The organism is Chloroflexota bacterium, from assembly GCA_020850535.1.
In the GTDB taxonomy this organism is placed as follows: Bacteria; Chloroflexota; UBA6077; order UBA6077; family JACCZL01; genus JADZEM01.
Window position 1 is genome coordinate 17,167 of record JADZEM010000031.1, and the last position, 21,790, is coordinate 38,956.

The 21,790-nt window shown below is 67.4% G+C and carries 21 protein-coding genes and 1 pseudogene; 12 read left to right on the forward strand and 10 right to left on the reverse strand.

The genetic code is table 11. The features are described from left to right. The first annotated feature begins 22 nt into the window (after positions 1-22). The 9 genes and pseudogenes from IT306_05555 (at position 23) to IT306_05595 (ending at position 9,966) form a co-directional block, all read left to right on the forward strand. Positions 23-976, forward strand: coding sequence for a sugar ABC transporter permease (locus tag IT306_05555; protein ID MCC7367865.1), 954 nt, complete (start codon positions 23-25; stop codon positions 974-976). Further along, positions 973-1,857 (forward strand): carbohydrate ABC transporter permease, encoded by an 885-nt coding sequence (locus tag IT306_05560; protein MCC7367866.1) that lies wholly within the window; start codon positions 973-975, stop codon positions 1,855-1,857. The genes IT306_05555 and IT306_05560 overlap by 4 nt, the downstream gene beginning before the upstream one ends. 116 nt (positions 1,858-1,973) lie before the next feature. Next, positions 1,974-3,488, forward strand: coding sequence for an extracellular solute-binding protein (locus tag IT306_05565; protein MCC7367867.1), 1,515 nt, complete (start codon positions 1,974-1,976; stop codon positions 3,486-3,488). A gap of 18 nt (positions 3,489-3,506) precedes the next feature. Then, positions 3,507-4,718 carry a hypothetical protein gene (locus IT306_05570; GenBank protein ID MCC7367868.1) on the forward strand — a complete coding sequence of 404 codons (1,212 nt, stop codon included), beginning with the start codon at positions 3,507-3,509 and terminating at the stop codon, positions 4,716-4,718. 240 nt (positions 4,719-4,958) lie between these two features. Beyond that, complete coding sequence (locus IT306_05575; GenBank protein ID MCC7367869.1) at positions 4,959-6,941, forward strand: aconitate hydratase; 1,983 nt, start codon at positions 4,959-4,961, stop codon at positions 6,939-6,941. A gap of 77 nt (positions 6,942-7,018) precedes the next feature. Beyond that, positions 7,019-8,053 carry a methionine synthase gene (locus tag IT306_05580; GenBank protein MCC7367870.1) on the forward strand — a complete coding sequence of 345 codons (1,035 nt, stop codon included), beginning with the start codon at positions 7,019-7,021 and terminating at the stop codon, positions 8,051-8,053. Positions 8,054-8,154: 101 nt separating this feature from the next. Continuing rightward, positions 8,155-8,532, forward strand: a complete 378-nt coding sequence (locus IT306_05585) for a response regulator (GenBank protein MCC7367871.1) — start codon at positions 8,155-8,157, stop codon at positions 8,530-8,532. Positions 8,533-8,659: 127 nt separating this feature from the next. Next, positions 8,660-9,784, forward strand: coding sequence for a mandelate racemase/muconate lactonizing enzyme family protein (locus IT306_05590; protein MCC7367872.1), 1,125 nt, complete (start codon positions 8,660-8,662; stop codon positions 9,782-9,784). A gap of 103 nt (positions 9,785-9,887) precedes the next feature. Next, a pseudogene (locus IT306_05595) lies at positions 9,888-9,966 on the forward strand (hypothetical protein). 323 nt (positions 9,967-10,289) lie between these two features. Here the strand turns inward: IT306_05595 and IT306_05600 are convergent. Next, a complete protein-coding gene (locus IT306_05600) occupies positions 10,290-10,451 on the reverse strand; it encodes a DUF664 domain-containing protein (protein ID MCC7367873.1) in 162 nt (53 codons plus the stop codon). Between the two features lie 159 nt (positions 10,452-10,610). Here IT306_05600 and IT306_05605 point away from each other — a divergent pair, with 159 nt between their 5' ends. The 3 genes from IT306_05605 (at position 10,611) to IT306_05615 (ending at position 14,913) form a co-directional block, all read left to right on the forward strand. Beyond that, positions 10,611-13,862, forward strand: a complete 3,252-nt coding sequence (locus IT306_05605; protein ID MCC7367874.1) for an efflux RND transporter permease subunit — start codon at positions 10,611-10,613, stop codon at positions 13,860-13,862. 54 nt (positions 13,863-13,916) lie between these two features. Beyond that, the gene (locus tag IT306_05610; GenBank protein ID MCC7367875.1) at positions 13,917-14,207 is read left to right on the forward strand and encodes a nucleotidyltransferase family protein; all 291 of its coding nucleotides are present in this window, start codon (positions 13,917-13,919) and stop codon (positions 14,205-14,207) included. A 61-nt stretch (positions 14,208-14,268) separates the two neighbouring features. After that, positions 14,269-14,913, forward strand: a complete 645-nt coding sequence (locus IT306_05615) for an NIPSNAP family protein (GenBank protein MCC7367876.1) — start codon at positions 14,269-14,271, stop codon at positions 14,911-14,913. Positions 14,914-14,922: 9 nt separating this feature from the next. On the opposite strand, the gene IT306_05620 is transcribed toward IT306_05615, so the two are convergent. The 9 genes from IT306_05620 to IT306_05660 all read right to left on the reverse strand — a co-directional run bounded on the left by IT306_05620 (position 14,923) and on the right by IT306_05660 (position 21,719). Beyond that, positions 14,923-15,183 (reverse strand): HypC/HybG/HupF family hydrogenase formation chaperone, encoded by a 261-nt coding sequence (locus tag IT306_05620; protein ID MCC7367877.1) that lies wholly within the window; start codon positions 15,181-15,183, stop codon positions 14,923-14,925. Next, positions 15,183-15,560, reverse strand: a complete 378-nt coding sequence (locus IT306_05625; protein ID MCC7367878.1) for a hydrogenase maturation nickel metallochaperone HypA — start codon at positions 15,558-15,560, stop codon at positions 15,183-15,185. The genes IT306_05620 and IT306_05625 overlap by 1 nt, the downstream gene beginning before the upstream one ends. A 139-nt stretch (positions 15,561-15,699) precedes the next feature. Further along, positions 15,700-16,218 (reverse strand): hydrogenase maturation protease, encoded by a 519-nt coding sequence (locus IT306_05630; GenBank protein MCC7367879.1) that lies wholly within the window; start codon positions 16,216-16,218, stop codon positions 15,700-15,702. Then, positions 16,218-17,663, reverse strand: coding sequence for a Ni/Fe hydrogenase subunit alpha (locus IT306_05635; GenBank protein ID MCC7367880.1), 1,446 nt, complete (start codon positions 17,661-17,663; stop codon positions 16,218-16,220). Before IT306_05635 ends, IT306_05630 begins: the two co-directional genes overlap by 1 nt. 126 nt (positions 17,664-17,789) lie before the next feature. Continuing rightward, positions 17,790-18,380 (reverse strand): NADP oxidoreductase, encoded by a 591-nt coding sequence (locus tag IT306_05640; protein ID MCC7367881.1) that lies wholly within the window; start codon positions 18,378-18,380, stop codon positions 17,790-17,792. After that, complete coding sequence (gene hoxU, locus IT306_05645) at positions 18,377-19,099, reverse strand: bidirectional hydrogenase complex protein HoxU (GenBank protein ID MCC7367882.1); 723 nt, start codon at positions 19,097-19,099, stop codon at positions 18,377-18,379. Before hoxU ends, IT306_05640 begins: the two co-directional genes overlap by 4 nt. After that, positions 19,096-20,736 (reverse strand): NAD(P)H-dependent oxidoreductase subunit E, encoded by a 1,641-nt coding sequence (locus IT306_05650; protein MCC7367883.1) that lies wholly within the window; start codon positions 20,734-20,736, stop codon positions 19,096-19,098. Before IT306_05650 ends, hoxU begins: the two co-directional genes overlap by 4 nt. Beyond that, positions 20,733-21,269 carry a bidirectional hydrogenase complex protein HoxE gene (gene hoxE / locus IT306_05655; GenBank protein MCC7367884.1) on the reverse strand — a complete coding sequence of 179 codons (537 nt, stop codon included), beginning with the start codon at positions 21,267-21,269 and terminating at the stop codon, positions 20,733-20,735. Before hoxE ends, IT306_05650 begins: the two co-directional genes overlap by 4 nt. Positions 21,270-21,323: 54 nt before the next feature. Further along, entirely contained in the window at positions 21,324-21,719 is a 396-nt protein-coding gene (locus IT306_05660; protein ID MCC7367885.1) for a hypothetical protein, read from the reverse strand. Positions 21,720-21,790: the final 71 nt, after the last annotated feature.

Below are 21,790 nucleotides of genomic sequence, written 5' to 3' on the forward strand. Positions count from 1 at the left end.
ACAGTCAACGCGTGACGGCGCTTTGTCCGCGTATCGGGGGTGGATCACGGTCGATCAATCGCCGCTGCAGCCGGTCTCCCTTGCGCCGGCCGCCATTCGGCGCTCGCGCTTCACGTACCGGACAGTCCAGAAGGCGTGGGGCGTGGCGTTCGTCCTGCCGGTCCTGCTGCTCTTCCTGGCGTTTCGTCTGTATCCAATGATCCGCGCTGCTGAGATCTCGTTTCAGCGCTACGATCTGCTGACGCCGCCGCGCTGGATCGGCTTCGACAACTACATCTTTATCTTCACAAACGACCGCGTGCTGAACTCCTTGCGCGTCACGGTCATCTTCGTGATCGCCCAGACGGTCCCGCTGGTCCTGATCGCCCTGATCCTGGCGCTGGTGCTGTTCTCGCTGCCGCGCTTCCGCCACCTGTTCGAGCTGACGTTCTACTTCCCCGTCATCATGACCACGGTGGTCGCCGCGCTGATCTGGCTGACCCTGTTCTATCCGCGCGGTCTGCTGGATCAGCTGCTCTCGCCGTGGGTTCCGGGTGGGGTGCCCTGGCTCACCAGTCCAGTGCTGGCGCTGCCCAGCGTGATCCTCGTCGACATCTGGAAGACGACGGGGTACTACATGATCATCCTGCTGGCCGGGCTGCTCGGCATTCCGAGCGAGTACCTCGAGGCGGCCGCCATCGACGGCGCCGGCAGCTGGGCGCGCGTCCGTCACATTCTGCTGCCGCTGCTCAGGCCGCAGATGATGTTCGTGGTGATCATCGCGCTGATCAACGCGTTTCAGGCGTTCGACTCGTTCTACGTGCTCACGCGCGGCGGACCGGCCGACGCGACGCGCGTCATCCCGATTGAGATCTACCTGCGCGCCTTCAACCTGCTGGAGATGGGCCGCGCCTCGGCGATCTCGATGGTGCTGTTCCTGGCGCTGGTGATCCTGTCGCTGATCCAGCTCCGCCTGTTCAGGTTCGAGGAGCTATGACCGCCGCGCCGCTCGCGCCATCGGCCCCAACCGTCCCGGCCGCGAGGCGTCGGGCGCCGGCCCGCCGGATCCTGGGCTACGCCGCACTCTACGGCATCCTGATCGCCTTCTCGGTCTTCATGCTGCTGCCGATGGCGTTCGCCGTGCTCGGATCGCTGAAGCCCGAGAACGAGATCTTCACCGTCCCGATGCGATGGCTGCCCTCGACGCCCCAATGGCAGAACTACGTGCTGCCGTTCCAGAAGAACATCGGGCGCTACTTCTTCAACTCGATGATCGTGTCGATCGTGCAGACGGCCTCGCCGATGCTGTTCTGCTCGCTGGCGGGGTACAGCCTCGCCAAGTTCGACTACCCCGGCCGCAACCTCGTGTTCCTCTTCATTCTGAGCACGATCATGCTGCCGATTCAGGTGACCCTCGTCCCGACGTTCTTGATCATCAAAGAGCTGGGCTGGGTCAACACCTATGCCGGCCTGATCGTGCCCGGCCTCGCGACGACGTTCGGCACGTTCCTGATGCGCCAGTTCTTCCTGTCGCTGCCCAGCGAGTACATGGACGCGGCCCGCATCGACGGGGCCAGCGAGCCGCGCATCTTCTGGAACATCATGCTGCCGATGTGTCGGCCGGCCCTCTCGGCGCTGGGCATCTTCAGCTTCACCGGCTCGTGGAACTCGTTCCTCTGGCCGCTGGTCGTCGTGAATCAGGACGAGATGCGGACGCTGCCGCTCGGCATGGTCTTCTACATGGGCGAGCAGCGCGTCCCCGAGTACGGCCAACTGCTCGCCGTCTCGGTCATCGCGACGATCCCGGTGCTGGTGCTGTTCCTGGTTCTCCAGCGCGAGCTCATCAAAGGAGCGTCCATGTCAGGGATCAAGGGCTGATCCGTCCGGTGTCCTCACGGCGGGCCGCGAGGGGGCGGTCCCGCCACTGGCCAGTGTGGAGTGGTCAACGCAGATCCGCGGCATCGTCGTCGCAGCACGATCACCAGGGAGAGGGAATGGACACAGGAGATTCGACCAGGGAGCGCAGCCGCCTCTCACGCCGGGCCGTTCTGAGCCGTGGGGCGTTCGGGCTGACCGGGCTGCTGCTGATGGCGTGCGGGCAGTCTGCCACTCCGTCATCCGCGCCAGCGGCGACCAGCGCCCCGGCCAAGCCGGCCGGGCAGGCTGCCGCTCCAGCAGCGCCGGCCGCTGCCACGTCCGCACCGCCGGCCGCGGCAGCGGCAGCGCCGACCGCGGCCGCCGCGACCGCTCCGAAGCCGGCCGCTGGCGACGCACCGGTCAAGCTGACCTTCTGGCGGCACCAGTACGACCCGACCGACAAGGCGTACCGTGAGATCATCTTCCCGGCCGTCCGCGAGAAGCTGAACGTCGAAGTCGACTACCAGGTCCAGCGCGACGACGACTACAAGACCAAGATGCTGCCGCAACTGGCGTCTGGCACCGGGCCCGACATCTTCGAGGCGACCGAGGCGTTCCGGCTCAAATTCGGGAAGGCCGGCGTCTATGCGCCGGTCGATGTCGGGGCCTGGGGCGGCAAGGAGAAGTGGGACGCGTTCTGGGAGAAGGGCGTCACCGACGCCCTCAAGATCGACGGCAAGGAGTTCAACGTTCCGCTGGAGTGGAGCGCCATCCCCGTCAACCTGTTCGTCAACGGGCAGCATGCGGACGAGGCCGGCGTCGGGGCGGATATCGCGAAGTACCAGCAGACGCCGATCACCTGGGCAGACCTCGGACCCTTCGCCGCCAAAATGACGAAGAAGGACGCTGGCGGCCAGATCACTCGAGACGGCTTCATGATCCAGCACGGGTACGGCCCAGACCGTAGCTACGCCTTCTGGGAGCCGATGTTCTTGCAGTCCGGCGGCAAGCTCGTCTCCGACGACGGCAAGACCTCGTTGCTCAACTCCGAGCAGGGCGTCGCGGCCATGCAGAACCTGGTGGACTACATCGCGAAGGGCGCGTCGATGCTGCGCCCGCAGGACAAGGAGTCCGGCTCGGCGAAGCTGGCGAAGGAGGAGACCTCCTCGACCACGGCGATGAGCCAGTGGGCCTACGGCACCTTCAAGCAACTGAATCCGGACACGTGGCAGAATATCAAGTCGCTGCTGGCACCGCAGATCAACCCGTCGAAGCCGCTCTACTTCAGCGGCCCGGGCTGGACCGCCGGCGTCTTCGCGAAATCGCCGCAAGTCGCGACCTCGTTCAAGCTGCTGCAGTTCATCGCGGCGAACCACGGCAACGATCTCTTCGAAGGTGGAATCGTGACCCCAGTTGCCGGCTGGACCGAGAAGTACCCTGGTCTGCAGAAGCTGCCGGATGCGGCGGTCTGGACCAAGCTCTCGAAGGAGGCGGTGCCGCGGGTGAACTCCGAGGCGGAGCTGCTGACCGGGGTCCAGCGGTCGGAAGGGTATCAGCGGGCCTTCGAGACGATCATGTTCAACAAGGGCGACATCAAGGCCGAGTTGGACAAGTGGAACAAGGACGTTCAGGAAGCCCTGAGCGGGTTGTAGTGTGAAAGGTCACGGTCGATGCCTCAAGTAACAGTCCCCGCCTCGTTCTACCGGGGCGGCACCAGCCGAGCCGTACTGTTCCGCGAGGCCGACCTGATTGGCTACGACGACGCTGCCCAGCGCGCCATCATCCTGGCCGCGCTGGGCAGCCCGGACCCGTACGGACGGGAGATCGACGGGCTTGGCGGCGGGATCTCGTCGCTCAGCAAGGTGGCGATCGTCGGGGCGGCCGGCCCAGAGTCTGGCGCGGACGTCACGTTCCGCTTCGGGCAGGTGGACGTCGAGCAGCCGGTGGTCGAGTTCCTCGGCACCTGCGGCAACATCTCGGCGGCGGTCGGGCCGTTCGCCGTGGACGAGGGGCTGGTCCCGGCTGTCGAGCCGGTCACCATTGTGCGGGTGCTGAGCGTCAACACCGGCCACTTGTACATCTGCCACGTGCCGGTCCGGGACGGCAAAGCCGAGCCAGAGGGCGATTACGTCATCGACGGCGTGCCCGGGCCGTTCGGTCGGATCGCGCTGGAGTTCCTGGAGCCGGGCGGCTCGATGGGCAAGGGGCTGCTGCCGACCGGCCAGATCCGCGAGTCCATCACGCTGGCCGATGGCCGCGGCTTCGACGTCTCGATTGTGGACGCCGCCAACCCGATGGTCTTTGTGCGGGCCGCCGACCTCGGCTCGGACGCCACCGAGCGGCCGGAGGCCGTGGACGCCAATGGGCCGCTCCACGCCGCCCTCGAAGAGATCCGTGACCATGCTGCCGTCCGCCTCGGGCTGGCGTCTGACGCGGCCACGGCCCACACCAGCGCCAAGGCGATCCCGAAGGTCGTGATGGTCGCCCCGCCGCAACGGTACCAGACAACAGGCAGCGTCGATCTCCCGGCCGAGAGGATCGACCTGACGGCGCGGATGCTCTCGATGGGCAAGTGCCATCGGACGATGGCCGGCACGGCAGCGATCTGCACCGCTGTCGCGGCGGCCATCGAGGGCAGCGTGGTGCACGAGGTCACGCGGGCCGGCGCCGGCCCGGCCGGCGAGGTCCGGATCGGGCACGGAGCCGGGGTGCTGGACATCGGCGTGAAGGCCGAGAAGCGCCCCGAGGGCTGGCACGTGGTCAGCGTCAGCACGTTCCGCACGGCCCGGCGGATTATGGATGGCCGCGTCTTCGTGCCGTCGCGCTACCTGGACGGAACCGCGTGGTTCCAGCAGCCGGCCGAGACGGCGGCTGCACGCTAGACGGATAATGACGGACGCGAGCATATCGAAGGGCGGCGGAACGCCGCCGCCACAGGTCATGCTGAGCGCAGCGAAGCATCTCCCAGGCAATCGTCAGATTGTGGGTGAGATCGTTCGCTGCGCTCGCAGGCTCGCTGCGCTCAGGATGACAGTCAAACGGTCGCGGCCTCTCACCGAGCATCGGTCGAAGGCGCGGAAGACGGTGGAGAGGTGCGGACGATGACCGAACGACGGACGCCGATGAACCTGACGAGAAAGCTGATCGCCGAGCACCTGGTCAGCGGCGAGATGATTCCGGGTGAGGAGATCTCGCTGCGTATCGACCAGACGCTGACCCAGGACGCCACCGGCACGCTGGCGTACCTGATGTTCGAGGCGATGGGGCTGCCGCGCATCAAGACGAAGCTCTCCGTGAGCTACGTCGATCACCAGTTGTTGCAGGTAGACACCCGCAACGCCGACGACCACACCTACCTGCAGGACGTGGCCTACAAGCACGGCATCCACTACTCGAAGCCCGGCAACGGCATCTGCCACCAGGTTCACCTGGAGCGCTTCTCGCGGCCCGGCGACGCGCTGCTCGGATCGGACTCGCACACGCCGACCTGCGGCGGCGTCGGGATGCTGGCGTTCGGGGCGGGCGGCCAGGATGTCGCCACCGCCATGGCCGGCCTGCCGTTCCACATCCGCATGCCGAAGGTGCTGGGCATCGAGCTGCGCGGCAAGCTGCGTCCGTTCGTTGCGTCCAAGGATGTGATCCTGGAGATGCTGCGGCGGCTCTCGGTGAAGGGCGGCGTCGGGCGGGTCTTCGAGTACTACGGCCCGGGCGCGGCCTCGCTGGAAGTCACCGACCGCGCCACGATCTCGAACATGGGCGCGGAAGCGGGTGCCACCACCTCGATCTTCGCCTCCGACGAGAAGACGCGGCGGTATCTCGCGGCGCAGGGCCGCGAGCAGGACTTCCGCCTCGTCGGGCCGGATCGGGGAGCCGAGTACGACGATCGCATCGTCATCGACCTGGATCAGCTCGTCCCGCTGGTGGCGAAGCCGCACATGCCGGACAACGTCGTGCCCGTCACCGAGCTGCTCGGGACGCCCGTCGATCAGGTCGCCATCGGCTCCTGCACGAACTCGTCGTACCAGGATCTGATGGTCATGGCGAAGATCCTCAAGGGCAAGATGGTGCACCCGAGGGTCAACGCCGTCTGCAGCCCTGGCTCGCGGCAGGTCTACAACATGATCGCGCAGAACGGTGCGCTGGCCGACCTGATCGCGGCGGGCGTCCGCATCCTGGAGTCGTCGTGCGGGCCGTGCCCGGGCCTGGGGGCCGTGCCGCAGACCGGGGCCGTCTCGCTGCGGGCCTTCAACCGCAATTTCGAAGGGCGTTGCGGCGCGCCGGGCATCAACGTCTACCTGGCCAGCCCGGTCACCTGCGCGGCGGCGGCCATCGCCGGCAAGGTGGTGGACCCGCGCGAGATCACGGACGCGCCGGCGCAGATCCGTCTGCCGCGCGCCTACACCATCGACGACCGCATGATCATCCCGCCGGCCGAGGATGGCACGCGCGAGGAGATCCGGCGCGGCCCGAACATCAAGCCGATCCCCGTGCGCGCCCCGATGGCCGCGACGATCTCCGGCCAGGTCATCACCCGGGTGGGCGACAACATCAGCACGGATGGCATCCTGCCGGCCCATGCCGACATCCTGGCGCTGCGCTCGAACGTGCCGGCCATCTCGCAGCATGTCTTCAAGCTGGTTGACCCGGGATTCGTGGAGCGGGCGAAGTCGCTCGGCGGCGGCTTCATCGTGGCCGGCCAGAACTACGGCCAGGGGTCGAGCCGCGAGCACGCGGCGCTCGCGCCGAGCTACCTGGGCGTGAAGGCCGTGATCGCCAAGGGGTTCGCCCGCATCCACCGCGCGAATCTGACGAACTTCGGCGTGCTGCCGCTGGCGCTGGTGGACGAGGCCGACTACGACCTGCTCGATCCGCTGGACGAGCTGGAGATCGCCGACGCACGGGGGCTGATCGCGTCGGGTGAGAGCGAGATCCCGGTTCAGAACCTCACCAAGGGCAAGACGATCATCACTCGCGTCGAGGCGAGCGATCGCCAGCGCAACCTGCTGCTGGTGGGCGGGCTGCTCAACTCGGTCAAGGGCAACGGGGCGGCGGCGGCTGGGGCGGCTGCCGCCGAGGCGGTTGAGGCTGGCACGACGACGGGCTGACCACTGATAACTGACGCCTGATAGCTGACGGCTGATCACTGATCTCTGACGACCGATCACTGGAGGGTACTGTCCCGATGACGCGATTCGCGAACCTGCCACTCTTGCCGACCACGGTGGTCGGCTCTCACGGCAAGGCCAGCTGGTGGTTTGCCGGCGTCCGCGAGCACGAGAAGGGCGTCTGGGGTGAAGGCGACCTTGCCGAGATGCTGGACGACGCCGCCGACACGGCCATCCGCGACATGACCAAGGCCGGCATCGACGTGATCACGGACGGCGAGGTGCGCCGCCTGGATGGGTACGTCGACTCGTACTACACCATCATCAAGAACATCCAGCCCATCGAGATCAAGCGCAAGGACGGCCCCTGGGGCTACGACCAGCAGACGCGCTACGTCGCGACGGGCAAGATCGACGTCCCGGAGGGCGGCCTCGGGATCATCGACGAGTTCAAGTACGGGATGGCGCACTCCGACAAGCCGCTCAAGGCGACGTGCGCCGGGCCGCTGACGTTCGGCTCCCGCATCCACCCCGGTGACCAGTACAAGGGCACGGTGGACATCGCCGAGCGGTTCTGCGAGGTCATCAACGAGGAGTTGAAGGGGCTCGTCGCCGCCGGCGCCGAGTTCATCCAGATCGACGAGCCGGCCCGTGGCAACGTCTCCGGCGAGGAGATGGCCCGCCTCTTCAACAAGGCGACCGAGGGCGTCAAGGCGAAGCTGGCGTTCCACATCTGCTTCGGCAATCGCTTCGGGCGTGGCCGGTTCCAGCGGACCTATGCCAACTACTTCCCCGGCGCGCTGGAGGCGAAGACCGACCAGTTCGTGCTGGAGTTCGCCAGCCGCGAGATGTCCGAGATCGAGAAGGTCGGCGAGTGGCTGAGCGACGGCCGCGAGCTTGGCGCGGGCCTGGTGGACGTGAAATCGTTCTACACCGACACCGCCGAGGACGTGGCCGGCCGCATCCACCAGACGCTGAAGCACGTCAAGGCGGAGAAGCTCTGGCTGAACCCGGACTGCGGCTTCGGGTGGAGCCCGCGCTACATGTGCAACCAGAAGATCGGGGCACTGGCGGCCGGCGCCCGGCTCGCCCGGAAGCAGCTGGGCCTGTAAGCTCCGCTGCTTGACCCCGGTCTTGACTCTGGCCCCCCTCCCGGTTCTGGGAGGGGGGCTTTCCCATCCCGACCGCTGTCTGGCGGGCGTTGACATTGGTGATGGCAAGAATACTCGTAGCCGACGACGCCGCGATGCTCCGCTATCTGGCCTGCCGGTCGCTGGATGGACACCAGACGATCCAGGCAGAGGACGGCGAGGAGGCGCTCGCGCTCATCAAAGAGCACCGGCCCCGAATCGTCATCCTCGACTGGATGATGCCGAAGCTGAGCGGCGTTGAGGTCTGCCGAGCCATCCGCGCCGATCCCGACCTTGCCGGGATCCAGATCATCGTGATGACGGCCCGGACCGGCTTCGACTCGGAGAACGAGGCGCTGGAAGCCGGCGTCGACCACTTTATCGCCAAGCCACTGATGCCGCGCCAGCTCTCGATGCTGGTGGAGCGCATCCTGGCCGGCCAGCGCCGCCGCCCCGCCTGACCGCTGGCCGCCCCGCCTGACCGCTGGCCGCCCCGCCCCACCGCTGGCCGCCCCGCCTGACCGCTGGCAGCGTGCCGCCGGCCGTGCGCCGTGATACCCTCGCGCTGTCCGTGGGAGGGTTGCCGCCATGAAGATCCGCGAGATCCGCTCGATTCCGCTGATGGGGCGCACGCCGCAGGGCGGCTGGGATCATGATGTTGATCCCGAGGAGAACCTGCACACGCTGGTGCATATCCTGACCGACGAGGGCGTGGACGGCATCGGCAGCGTCTACACCAGCCAGGCGCTGGTGGAGGGCGGCCTCAAGCTGGTCCGCCCGTGGTGCATCGGCGATTCGGCCATCGAGCCGGAGCGCGTGACCGAAAAGCTGCGCCAGATGGCGTTCTGGCAGGGACGCGGCGGCGCCGTCGAGCACGCCATCAGCGGCATCGACATCGCGCTCTGGGACATTCTCGGCAAGGTCAGCGGCCAGCCGGTCGCACGGCTGCTGGGCGGCTGCTACCGTGACCGCATCAAGCCGTACGGCTCGATCCTCTTCGACGAGCCGCCGAAGCTGCGGGACACCTTGCAGGAGGTGGTCGGCCGGGGCTTCCGAGCGATCAAGCTGGGATGGCGGCCGTTCGGACGGGTCGACAGCAAGACCGACCGGCTGCTGATGGAGACGGCCCGCAACGCTGTCGGACCGGATGTCGAGCTGATGGTGGACGCCGGCGGCAGCGAGGCGTTCTGGCCGCACGGCTACAAGTGGGCGCTCCAGACGGCGAAGATGCTGGCCGAGTTCGACGTGGTCTGGTTCGAGGAGGCGCTCCCCCCGGACGATATCGAGGGCTTCATCACGCTGACCGAGCACGCGCCGCTGCCGATCTCGACCGGCGAGGTCCTCACCCGCCGCCAGACGTTCGTGCCGTGGATCGAGCGGCGGGCCGTGGACATCATCCAGCCCGACTGTACGAAGGTTGGCGGGCTGTCAGAGTCGCGACGTATCGCCTGGATGGCCTACGACCACAACGTGACCTTTGTGCCCCACGGCTGGAACACGGCGGTCGGGCTGGCCGCCGACCTGCAACTGGTCGCCTCGCTGCCGGTGGCCCGCTACGTGGAGTACCTGACGCCCTCGCCGTACATCGAGGAGATCGTGCAGACGCCGTTCAGGCTCGACGCCGACGGCATGCTGCCGATCCCGACGGCCCCGGGCCTGGGCCTCGACCTCGACTGGGACGGCATCCGGCGGTTCTCACGGACTGCTGACTGAACCGAAGCTGCCGGTGACTGAACCGAAGCTGCCAGTTTGTCCTGTCTGCGACGGGACAAACCGGCGCCCCGATCCACACGTGCTCTTGCGTTAGACCAGACAGGATGTCGCAGAGCAGACAAACCTCCTCGGACTGAACGCGGCCATTGAGGCGGCCCGCGCCGGCGAGTACTGGACGTGGGCGACCCGTCCGCGGACTGGGACATCGTGCCCTCGCCTACCGAGGCTCCGGCACAACCTCCCCGAGCGCCCGGCGGATGGCGCGGGTCACCTGGCCGAGCAGGATCGGTGGAACGGGTCGTCCAAGCGGCCCGTCTGTCAGAAATGACACGTGCAGCGTGGTGATCTCCTCGCAGAAGAGCACGCTGTCATGGAACAGGTCCCAGGCGCCAGCACGAATCGGCACCCGAGTCGGACCGGTCAATTCACCGCCGGCGGTAACAATCGTCGGGGCTCACCTCGACGATTGGAGGAGCGCTACTGGCGGTGCGCCATCGACTCCGGTCTACTCACCAGTCTGGCCATCAGTGAACTCGCGCATGAAGTCGGCATGGCCATTGTGGCGGGCCGTCTCCTGGATCATGTGCACCAGGATTCGACGGAGCGGCCGTGTCAGGCAAGTTTCAGGCAGAAATTGCCGGCAGGTCGTACGGAGACACCGTACGATTGGTGTGGCAGGGCTGGCGGCCGACCGGGTCGCTGATGACCGGTTGGGGGCGGGCGGCGCCGCCTCTCAGGGCGTGAACGAGACGTCCAGCCTCCGCCGAGAGGTCGGCCGGCCGCCAGCCTCTCCCGACGCTGATCTCCCTGGCACGAGGTGCTGGCTATGGCGCTGACCCGGCTCGCCATCATTCGGCCGCTCGCCATCCTGATGCTGATCCTGAGCATTGTGCTGATGGGTGCGGTCTCGTACACGCGGATGCGGGTCGACCGCTTCCCCGCCATCAGCTTCCCGGCCGTCTTCGTCTCGATCCCGTACGCCGGGGCCTCCCCGAGCGACGTCGAAGACCTCGTGGTGAAGCCGGCCGAGAACGCCGTGGCCGGGCTGGCTGGCGTCAACACCATCTCGTCAACCTCATCCGAGGGCTTCGGCAGCATCAACATTCAGTTCGTGGAGGACGCCGACGTCAACCAGGCGGCGATGGACGTCGAGCGCAGGATCGCGGCGATCCGTGGCCGGCTGCCTGACGGTGTCGGCGATCCATCCATCGTCAAGGCAGACGCCTCGGCCCAGCCGATCGTGAACGTCGCCCTCTCGGGACCGCAATCGCTTGTCGATCTCTACCAGTTGGCGAACGACACGGTCCTGCCGGCCCTCCAGTCGTCCGATGGCGTCGCCGACGTGACGATGTCTGGCGGCCTGCAGCGCGAGGTCCACGTCGAAGTCGACCAGCAGCGGTTGCAGGCGTACGGCGTCTCGCTGCAAACGCTGCAGACCGTGCTCGCTCGCGAGAACGTCAGCCAGCCGGGCGGCGTGGTGACGAGCGGCTCCAACACGCGCGACGTGCGGACCCAGAGCCAGCTCACCGGCCTGGACGACATCCGCAGCCTGACCATCCAGACCACGCCCGTCCTTGTGAAGGTCGATGACGTGGCGACCGTCACCGACTCGACCGCCGATCAGACCCGTATGCAGCGCCTGAACGGCAAGGACGCCATCGGGTTTTCCGTCACCAAGCAGTCCGACGCGAACAGCGTCCAGGTGGCAGACAATGTCAAGGCCACGCTCGCGCGGCTTCAGTCGCGCCTGCCGGCCGGCAGTCAGCTCTCCGTCACCAACGATACGTCCGTGTTCACCCGGCGCGCACTCTCCGGCGTCATCGACGATCTCCAGATCGGCGTCATTCTGACGGGCATCGTTTTGCTGCTGTTCCTGCACACCTGGCGGAACACGCTGATCGTGCTGCTGGCGATCCCCACCTCGCTGATCTCGACCTTCCTGGTGATGTACTTCCTCGGGTTCAGCCTGGACATCGTCTCGTTGATGGCGCTGGCGCTGACCATCGGCATCCTCGTGGACGACTCGATTGTGGTGCTGGAGAACATCACCCGCCACCTGGAGCACGGCGAGAACGCCCGTGACGCCGCGTTCAGGGGCCGCACCGAGATCGGGATGGCCGCCATTGCGATCACGCTGGTGGACGTGGTCGTCTACCTGCCGGTCAGCTTCATGAGCGGCAACATCGGGCGGCTGTTCCGCGAGTTCGGGATCACCATCGCGGCAGCCACCCTGTTCTCGCTGTTCATCTCGTTCACGCTGACGCCGCTCCTGGCCTCACGCTGGCTGGCCCCCGGCGTACACGAGAGCGGACCGCTGGCTCGGTTCGGCGCGTTCTGGGACCGTGGGTACGACGCCCTCGCCAGCGGCTACCGTGGCCTGCTGGCCGTCGGGCTCCGCTTCCGATGGGTCGTGGTGCTGATCGGTTTCAGCGCGCTGGCCGGCGCCCTGGCGATGCTCCACTACAACCTGATCGGCTCGGAGTACGTCCCCACGGAGGACGACGGCCAGTTCACCATCAGCATGTCCCTTCCGCCCGGCACCTCGCTCCAGGCCACGGACGCCGTGACGCGGCGGCTGGAGCAGTTGCTCGGGCAGGTGCCGGAGATTCGCACCGTGTTCACGACGGTCGGGAGCGGCGGCGGCTTCGGCGGCGGCTCGACCAGCTCACGGAACGCCCAGATCGCCGTGCAGCTGGTGGACAAGAGCGAGCGCAGTCGCTCCGTACAGCAGGTGCTGGCCCAGGCGCGCACCCTGTTCCGGCAGCTGCCACAGGCGCAGGTCCGGGCGACGGTCGCCAATCCGCTGGCGCAGGGCGGCGGTGGCGGCCTGACCATCCGGCTGGCCGGCGACGATCTCGGGGCGCTCCAGCAGCTCGCCCAGCGGGTCCAGTCGGTGGTCGCGGCCACGCCGGGCGCGGTGGACGTGCAGAACAACGCCCAGGATCAGTTGCCGGAGCTGCGGGCCGTGGTGGACCGGCGGCGGCTCGACGATCTGCACCTGAGCGCATCGGCGGTGGCGACGGCCGTGCGGACGGTCATCGGCGGCACGGTGGCGACGCAGATGCACCCACCGACCGGCGACGAGGTGGACGTGCGGGTCATCGCGCCGGCCGCGCAGCGCACCGGCGACAGCATCGCCTCGATCCCGCTGTTCGGGGAAGGCGGCACGCTGGTCCGTCTGGGGCAGGTCGCCAACGTGATCGAGGACAGCGGTCCCGCCCGGATCCAGCGGACCAACCGCCAGCGGGTCATCGAGGTCTCGGCCAACGTCGCCGGACGCTCGTTGGGCGACGTCACGCGGGACGTGCGCGCCGAGCTTGCCGGCATGCCGCTGCCGCAGGGGTACCAGCTCAGCTACGCCGGACAGGTGCAGCAGCAGGAGACGGCCTTCACGACGATCCTCCAGGCGCTGACACTCTCGGTGATCCTGGTCTACATGCTGATGGTGGCGCTCTACGAGTCGCTGCTGACGCCGCTCGCGATCATGTTCAGCCTGCCCGTGGCGCTGGTGGGGGCGTTCCTGGGGCTGTACCTGACGGGCAACACCTTCAACATCTTCTCGCTGATCGGCACGATCATGCTGATGGGGCTGGTCGGCAAGAACGCGATCCTGCTGGTGGACTTCACGGACTTGCTGCGCCGCGAAGGCATGCCGCGCAACGAAGCGATCCTCCAGGCAGGGTACACTCGCCTCCGCCCGATCGTCATGACCTCGGCGACGGTGCTCTTCGCGATGCTGCCGCTGGCGCTCAAGCTGCAGGATGGCGGTGAGTCGCGCGCGCCGCTGGCCGTCGTCATCATGGGCGGCGTCCTCAGCTCGACGCTGCTGACGCTGGTGCTGGTGCCAGCGGTCTACACCATCCTTGACGACGCGAAGACGGCGCTGGAAGCGCTGTTCGGACGACTGGGGCTGCCGGTCCTACGGTTCCGCTGGCCGTGGTCGAGCACACCCGTCCGGCAGCCGTCCCCGGCGACGGTGCAGGCCCGGGAGCCGCTCCCTGTGCGCGTCGAGCGTGACGCCGCGCCGCGCCGGCCGATCAGGATCGTGCCCGAGCGCAGCCAGTCAACGCTGGCATAGACGCCCGCCCGGCCGGCACGGATGGCTGTACCGGCGTGGTACGCTCAGCGTGCCATGACGACGCAGCAGGCCCTGTTCGCACACCGAGAAGAGATCCTCCGCATCGCCGTCTGCCACGGCGCGACGAATGTGTGGGTATTCGGGTCGGTCGCGCGGGGCACGGCCAGCCCCGACAGCGATCTGGATCTGCTGATCGATGTCGGCCAGAACCCGTCGCCATGGTTTCCGGCCGGCCTGATGCTCGACCTTGAGGATCTCCTGGGGTGCAGCGTCGATGTCGCGACAGCCGATGCGCTCCACCCGCGCATCCGAGACCGTGTGTTACACGAGGCGCTGCCGCTGTGAAGGACGTGGGACTCTATCTCGAGCATATTCTCGACGCTGAGCGCACGAACGAGGAGGGGACATCGTGATCTACGAGCTGCGCATCTACACGGTCAAGCCCGGCACCCAGCCGGCCTTCGTCAAGCTGAACAGCGAGGTCGCGTACAAGCTGCGCGGCGACAACCACGGAACTCTGGTCGGTTGCTGGACGACCGAGATCGGGCCGCTGAACCAGTTCTTCCACCTGTGGAGCTACCCCAGCCTTGCCGAGCGCGAGACGCTGCGCGCTGGCCTCGCCACGCTGCCCGGCTGGAACGAGCAGTACGTCTCCCAGGTCCGCGACATGATGGTGTCTCAGGAGAACGTGCTGCTCAACCTCGACGGCGATGTCGGTCTGCACCCGCCGACCGGCAAGGGCCACGTCTACGAGCTGCGGCGCTACCGCGGCACCGGCGCGGGCATCCCCGCCTGGACGAAGCTCTTCAAGGGCGTCCTGCCGGCCCGCGAGAAGTACTCCAAGATCGTCGGGCTCTGGACCGCAGAGATCGGCAAGCTGAACGTCGCGGCGCACCTGTGGGCCTACGACGACCTGAACCACCGGGCGCAGGTGCGCGCCGCCGCGCTGGCCGATCCGGAGTGGCAGGCCTTCGTGCCGAAGGGTACCCAGTGCCTCGCGGAGATGGAGACGACTATCCTGATCCCCACGCCGATCTCGCCGATGCAGTAGCGGAACGCATCAGCGGGGCGCGTCCCCGCCCATCGGTGTGGACGGCAGGCCGAAGTCGTCCGCCGCAAGCTCCGCCTGCATCGCCAGCAGGGTCTCGGCCTCCTCAGCCGAGACCCGCTCCAGTACCAGCCCGGCGTGTACCAGCACGTATTCGCCAACCGTCAGATCGGGGAACGCCGCGCTGCTGGCCCAGAGCGGACCACTCTCCCAATCCACCAGCACGCGGCCGGCTTCGATCTGCAGCACCCGACGCGGCACGGCCAGGCACATCAGCGGCCCCCAGCGGTGGCCGGCTGGCCCAGGGGCGTCAGGTCGAAGCCGAGCAGCATCAGGTCGTCCTCGTCGGCGACCTCCTCGACGTGCCCGCAATTCGAGCAGACCCACATGTGGCCGGCCAGATCGTCGGCACGGATGACCTGCTCCAACCCGCACCGGCAATCGATCGTGTGATTGGTGCGCTCGACCAGCAGCGGCACGTCCCGCAACGGCGTGCTCTCGGTCAGCATCTCGAACGCCTGATACAGTGCATCCTCCGAGAACGCGCTGCCGAGCCGCACGCGCACCCGATCCGCACGATACGGGGCGTGTGGCGCGGCAGCCTCCAGCAGGGCATCGACGAGCGCGCTGACAGCCGCGACCTCGTGCATGATTCAGACTCCCGGACAGTGAGCGTCGTAGCGTGGGGGCTTGTCCCCCACGTGATCCAGCGTGCGCAACGGATCGTGCAGCGCGGGGCTTGTCTCCCGCCCCTGCGGCAGTGTGTCAGGTGGGGGACAGGCCCCCGCCCTACGGACGGGCAGTACGCGGGTTCGCAAGACGCGGTGGACGATCCAGGGGACTGGATCGAAGGATCGAGCGGACGCGGTCAAGGGCGACGGGTAGCGCTGCATCGACCGGCGGCGACAGCCCGACAGCGTACGAGAAGTCGGACCCGCCCACCGAGAGCATGGTCGCCGGCGGCCGGTGGCCGTAGAGCGTCTCGGCCAGGAAGAGGATCGCCTCCGCGTCCACGTCGTGGCTGAACGCGACGACCTCCTGGCCGCTGCCGCCCTCCAGCGCTTGCTCGATCAGCACCCCTGGCTGTCCGCCCTCGTGGATGTCCAGGAAGACGACCAGCGATGCCTGCGCCACGTCCTCGGCAAGCTCCGGCGTCAACTGGTGGACGGCCAGCACCCGGGCAGCGGTCTCGGAGAGCTGCCCGGCGAGCCGCGTGGCCGCCTGCCAGCCGAAACCATCGTCTGCCCGGAGCGGGTTGCCGTACCCCACGACGAGCGGCCGCCTGCCGAGAGCCGTAGACACGGTCATCAGCCACGCTTCCCGTCAGAGTCGCGTACCAGCTCGTCCAGGACCGTCCCATCCGGGGCCTTGAGCTGAATCCGCAGCGGCATCTTGCCGATGGCGTGTGTGGAGCAGCTCAGGCACGGATCGTAGGCGCGGATGACGGCCTCGACACGGTTGAGCATACCCTCCTGCAGCTTTTCTCCGTCTACGTAGTGCTGGGCCACCTGGAACACCGAGCGGTTCATCGCCAGGTTGTTGTTGCCCGTGGCGATGATCAGGTTGGCGAACTCCATCAGGCCGTTCTTGTCCACCTTGTAGTGGTGGAGCAGGGTGCCGCGCGGCGCTTCCGCGACGCCGACGCCCGTCAGGTTGTTGGGGGCGGCGTGGGCGCGGACGCGGTCGCTGAGGATGTCCGGCTCGTTCAGCAGCTGATCGATCTTCTCCAGCGCGTAGAGGATCTCGATCAGGCGAGCGTAGTGGTAGTGGAACGAGCTGAGGACCGGCCCGGACGCCTCCAACTGCTTGAACGCGGCAAATTCCTGGGCAGCCTTCGGGGTGCTGACACTGGTCGCCACGTTGAGCCGCGCCAGCGGGCCGACGCGGTACATGCCGTCCGGGTAGCCAATCGGCAGGTAGTAGGCCGACTTCAGGTAGCTCCACGGCTCGACGGACTCGCCGATATACTCGGCGTAGCGGGCCGGCGGGATCCCCTCTTCGAGGACCGTGCCCTTGTCGTCTACAACCTTGAGCTTGCCCTCGTAGTGCTCCAGGCCGCCATCGTCGTTCACCAGCCCCATGAACAGGGACGGGAACCGCCCGAACGTCTGGACCTCCTCACGGAACTGATCGAAAACGGTCCGGAACTGCTCCAGCGCCTTCTCGACGATGCCGGTGACCTCCGGCAGCGCCGCCAGCATCTCGGCGCGCTTCTCGGGGGCCAGCGGCTCGCTGACGCCGCCAGGGACCACCCAGGCGGGGTGAATGCGCTTGTTCCCGAGCAGCTCGATGACGTGCTGGCCGAACTGGCGCAGCCGGATGCCATCGCGCGCCACCTCGGGATGCTCGCGCATCAGGCCGAAGACGTTCCGGGTGACAGGATCGCTCTCCAGCCCCAACAGCAAGTCGGGCGCGGAAAGGTAGAAGAACGAGAGCGCGTGCGACTGGATCAGCTGGGCCAGGTTGATGATCCGGCGCAGGCTCGCCGCCGTGTGCGGGATCTGCACGGCCAGGATGGCGTCGCACGCCTTGGCCGAGGCGACAAGGTGGCTGACGGGGCAGATGCCGCAGATGCGCGCCATGAGGCTGGGCATCTCGTGGAACGGCCGGCCCTCGCACAGCTTCTCGAAGCCCCGAAACTGGGTGATATGAAACTTCGCATCCTGGACCGCGCCGGCGTCATCCAGCTGGATGGTGATCCGGGCGTGCCCTTCGATGCGGGTGACCGGGTCGATGGTGATTTGTCGGGCCATCGTCGCTTCGCTCCAGTAGGCAGAGGGCAGTAGGCAGTGGAGAAGCGATCGCAGCGGGCCGACCGGAACGCCGTACGCCGACGCCGCTCCTGGCTGCCTACTGCCTATTGACCACTGCCTACTCGTTCAGCGTCCGAAACGCGTGTGCTCCGTGAGATTCGGCTTGCGGCCAGCCAGCAGGTCGGTCAGCAGGCCGTAGATCACGTCGGCGGGGGGCGGGCACCCCTGAAGGAACACGTCGACCGGGACGTACTCGTGGATCGGGCGGGCCTGCGGCAGCAGCTTCGGCACGACCTGATCGGGCACGCCGGCCCGCCGGGTGGCCGTCTCGAAGTAGCCGCGCTGGTACACGTCCTTCACGCTGAAGGAGTTCCGCATCGAAGGCACATTCGCCGTCACCGCGCAATCCCCGAAGGCAATGAGGATGCTGGTGTGCTTGCGGATGCGCTTGATCTTCTCCAGATCCTCCTCGCTGCTGACGGCGCCCTCGACCAGGGCCACGTCAACATGGTCGGGGAACTGCTTCGGATCGACCAGCGGCGAGTAGACCATGTCGATGTGCTGAGCCAGCTCGATGAGCCGCTCGTCGATGTCGAGGAACGACATGTGGCAGCCGGAGCAGCCGTCGAGCCAGACCGTCGCCGCCTTGACCTTCGGCTTCGGCTCCCCCCGCTCCGCGTCGGAGCGGGCGGTTGGGGGGGTGAGGTCAGTACTCATCGCTGCCGTCCTCGCATCGTCAGGAGCATGGGCAGCAGCTCGCGGTGCTTGACCATCTCCGTCACGGCCTTGCCCTGCTCGAAGAGGGCGCCTGTCGGGCAGACGCTCACGCACTTGCCACAGCTCGTGCAGCTGGTTGACTCGCCCCACGGCTGCGCGAGATCGGTGATGACTCGCGCGTTGGTGCCGCGCCCCATGATGTCCCAGGTGTGCGCGCCCTCGACCTCGTCGCAGACGCGGACGCAGCGCGTGCAGAGGACGCAGCGATTGTGGTCGAGCACGAAGCGCTCGTGCGAGGCGTCCACAGACCGCTTGCCGTAGAGGTAGGGGAAGCGGATATGGTCGATCTCCAGCCGCTGGGCCAGCCACTGCAAATCGCAGTGCCCGTTGGTCACGCAGACCGAGCAGATGTGGTTCCCCTCGGCAAAGAGCAGCTCGACGATCATCTTGCGGTACTCGGCCAGACGGTCCGAGTGCGCGGTCACCTGCATGCCCTCTTCGACACGGGTCACGCAGGCCGGTTGGAGCTTGGTGCTGCCGGCCACCTCGACGAGGCAGAGCCGGCAGGCGCCGATGTTGGACAGGCCGGTCATCTGGCAGAGCGTGGGGATCCAGATGCCGTTTTCGCGGGCCACGTCGAGGATCGTCTCGTCCTCGCGCGCCCCGACGTCCTTGCCGTCGATGGTGAGGGTCCGGATCCGAGCTGGAGGCACGGTCATGATCGCCCCTCCTCGGCGGCAGCGCCGACTTCTTCAGGCTGGTTGCTCTCGAGCGCCGCCAGGTACTCCTGCTTGAAGTAGCGGAGCGTGCTGAGAATCGGGTTCGGCGCGGACTGGCCCAGGCCGCACAGGCTGGCATGCCTGGTCAGATCGCAGAGCTGTTCGAGCAGCGCGAGGTCGCGCTCTGTCGCCCGCTTCTCGCAGAACCGCGTCAGGATGCCGTGCATCTCCGCCGTGCCAACGCGGCAGGGGATGCACTTCCCGCACGATTCAGTCATCGAGAATTCCATGAAGTAGCGGGCCACCTCGACCATGCTGGACGTGTTGTCCATCACGATCATGCCGCCCGATCCCATGATCGACCCGAGCCGGGTGAGCGACTCATAGTCCACAGAGCTGTCCAGCAGCTCGTCGGGGATGCAGCCGCCGGACGGTCCGCCGGTCTGCACGGCCTTGAACGACCGGCCTTCCGGGACGCCGCCGCCGATGTCGAAGACGATCTCCCGCAGGGAGATCCCCATCGGCACTTCGATCAGGCCGGTGTTCTTGACCTGACCGGTCAGCGCGAAGACCTTGGTGCCCTTGCTCTTCTCGGTGCCGATGCCGGCGAACCACGCACCGCCGTTCTTGATAATCGGGGCGATGTTGGCCAGCGTCTCGACGTTGTTGATGAGCGTCGGGCGGCCCCACAAACCGACCTCGGCCGGGTACGGCGGTCGGGGGCGTGGGGAGCCGCGCTCGCCCTCGATGGACGCGATCAGCGCGGTCTCTTCGCCGCACACGAACGCGCCAGCGCCCAGGCGGATCTCGACGTGGAACGTGAACGGCGTCCCCAGGATGGCGTCGCCAAGCAGGTTGCGCTGGCGGGCCTGGCGGATCGCCGTGGTCAGCCGCTTGATGGCCAACGGGTACTCGGCGCGGACGTACAGGAACCCCTCGTGGGCGCCCACAGCGTAGGCGGCGATCGCCATACCTTCCAGGACGCGATGGGGGTCGCTCTCCAGCACCGAGCGATCCATGAACGCGCCAGGATCCCCCTCGTCGCCGTTGCAGATCACGAACTTGCGGTCGCTGAGGGCCTTGGCGACGGTCCGCCACTTGAGGCCGGTCGGAAAGCCGGCCCCGCCCCGGCCGCGCAGGCCGCTGGTGGTCAGCTCGTCGACGACATCGGCCGGGGACATCTCGTAGAGCGCTTTCGCCAGGGCCTGGTAGCCGCCCACGGCGATATACTCGGTGATCTGCTCGGGGTCGATCTCGCCGGCGTGCTCCAGCACGATTCGGTGCTGGCGCGTGTAGAACGGATCGTCGGTCGGGGCCTGAATGTGCGAGACCGGCTCTGACGCAAGGCTGTCGAGCAGGGCCGGGGCATCGTCCGCGGTCACGTGCTGGTAGAGCACGCCCTGCGGCTCGACGCTGACCATCGGGCCGTTGGTGCACAGGCCGCGACAGCCGACGCCTCGAATCAGGCACTGGCCGCTGATGCCGCGCTCGCGCACCTCGGCGGTCAGGCGGGTCTTGATCGCCTCGCTGCCGGACGCGTGGCAGGCCGTCGCCGTGCAGACGTTGATCTGGTGGGCGAGTCGGTCGAGCCGCTGGCGCTCAGCAACGGCAAGCTCAGAAAGCTCCTCCGGTGTCATCGTGCTGCAACCTCCTTCGCGGCCCCAACGAGCTGGTGTAGCCGTTCGAGCAGCTCGGCCGGCTGCAGGCGGCCAGCCACGTCGCCGTCGAGGACAGCGGCCGGCGCAAGGCCGCAGGTTCCGAGACAGCGGGCCGTCAGCAAGGAGAGCGAGCCATCCGGCGTCGTCTCGCCGTTCGCGATTCCGAACTCAGCTTCAATTGCGCGCAACAGAGCCGGACTCTCCTTGATATAGCACGCGGTCCCCGTGCAGACCACACAGGTATGGTCGCCCTGCGGCTTCAGACTGAAATAGTGATAGAACGTCGCGACGCCAAAGACGCGCGACAGCGGCACACCCAGGCTCGCGGCAACGTACTGCAAGCCCGGCTCGTCCAGACAGCCGAATGACTCCTGAACGGAATGAAGCGCCTCGATGAGCGCCGCGGGCCGATACCCATGGCGCCGCATCGTGGCATCGACGACCCGCCATCGCTTGTCGTCCGTGGGGGCGGCGATTGCGTTCGTCCCAGCCTTCGTACCCACTGAGGGCATCACGCTCCTCCGGGGATGGGATGACCTGTCAGGCGGCTGCACGCCGCTCACGGGCTAGTCGGTGCCGACATCCGCCAGGTGATAGCCTGCCGGTACCGGGTCGCCGGGCGCGTGTGCAGCCGTCAACTTCGTGTAGAAATCGCTCTGCCGTTGCAGATTGTACATCGCGATTTTGCCCAGCTCCAGCAGGTCTTCGTCCAGAAGATCGTCAGGGGCAACGCCGCGCTGGTCCGCCTCGACGGCCATGCCCAGGTGGAGTTGCTCGACGCTGAACGGCGCAACCGCGAAGTCGATCCCCATGCGCTCCGCCGTCTCGACGACGTCCGCGCAGGCCAGATCGTTGTAGCGCGAGGGCGCGCAGACCGCGTCGAAGTCGGCTCCCATGCACTCGGGAAGCGAGGCAATCAGGTCGGCCAGGTCGTTCTGGTTGGCGGTCGTCTTCTGGGCCATGGGGAGCCTCCTTTCGGGGCATCAGGGGGTGGTCGTCGTGTCAGTCGAACGCCGGGGCTCAGCAGGCAAAC

Excerpts from the sequence above, each read along its gene's own strand:
- IT306_05560 (MCC7367866.1), top strand. The coding sequence starts at position 973 with ATGACCGCCGCGCCGCTCGCGCCATCGGCCCCAACCGTCCCGGCCGCG.
- IT306_05565 (MCC7367867.1), top strand. The coding sequence starts at position 1,974 with ATGGACACAGGAGATTCGACCAGGGAGCGCAGCCGCCTCTCACGCCGG.
- IT306_05570 (MCC7367868.1), top strand. The coding sequence starts at position 3,507 with ATGCCTCAAGTAACAGTCCCCGCCTCGTTCTACCGGGGCGGCACCAGC.
- IT306_05575 (MCC7367869.1), top strand. The coding sequence starts at position 4,959 with ATGAACCTGACGAGAAAGCTGATCGCCGAGCACCTGGTCAGCGGCGAG.
- IT306_05580 (MCC7367870.1), top strand. The coding sequence starts at position 7,019 with ATGACGCGATTCGCGAACCTGCCACTCTTGCCGACCACGGTGGTCGGC.
- IT306_05585 (MCC7367871.1), top strand. The coding sequence starts at position 8,155 with ATGGCAAGAATACTCGTAGCCGACGACGCCGCGATGCTCCGCTATCTG.
- IT306_05590 (MCC7367872.1), top strand. The coding sequence starts at position 8,660 with ATGAAGATCCGCGAGATCCGCTCGATTCCGCTGATGGGGCGCACGCCG.
- IT306_05605 (MCC7367874.1), top strand. The coding sequence starts at position 10,611 with ATGGCGCTGACCCGGCTCGCCATCATTCGGCCGCTCGCCATCCTGATG.
- IT306_05610 (MCC7367875.1), top strand. The coding sequence starts at position 13,917 with ATGACGACGCAGCAGGCCCTGTTCGCACACCGAGAAGAGATCCTCCGC.
- IT306_05620 (MCC7367877.1), bottom strand. The coding sequence starts at position 15,183 with ATGTGCCTGGCCGTGCCGCGTCGGGTGCTGCAGATCGAAGCCGGCCGC.
- IT306_05625 (MCC7367878.1), bottom strand. The coding sequence starts at position 15,560 with ATGCACGAGGTCGCGGCTGTCAGCGCGCTCGTCGATGCCCTGCTGGAG.
- IT306_05630 (MCC7367879.1), bottom strand. The coding sequence starts at position 16,218 with ATGACCGTGTCTACGGCTCTCGGCAGGCGGCCGCTCGTCGTGGGGTAC.
- IT306_05635 (MCC7367880.1), bottom strand. The coding sequence starts at position 17,663 with ATGGCCCGACAAATCACCATCGACCCGGTCACCCGCATCGAAGGGCAC.
- IT306_05640 (MCC7367881.1), bottom strand. The coding sequence starts at position 18,380 with ATGAGTACTGACCTCACCCCCCCAACCGCCCGCTCCGACGCGGAGCGG.
- hoxU (MCC7367882.1), bottom strand. The coding sequence starts at position 19,099 with ATGACCGTGCCTCCAGCTCGGATCCGGACCCTCACCATCGACGGCAAG.
- IT306_05650 (MCC7367883.1), bottom strand. The coding sequence starts at position 20,736 with ATGACACCGGAGGAGCTTTCTGAGCTTGCCGTTGCTGAGCGCCAGCGG.
- hoxE (MCC7367884.1), bottom strand. The coding sequence starts at position 21,269 with ATGCCCTCAGTGGGTACGAAGGCTGGGACGAACGCAATCGCCGCCCCC.
- IT306_05660 (MCC7367885.1), bottom strand. The coding sequence starts at position 21,719 with ATGGCCCAGAAGACGACCGCCAACCAGAACGACCTGGCCGACCTGATT.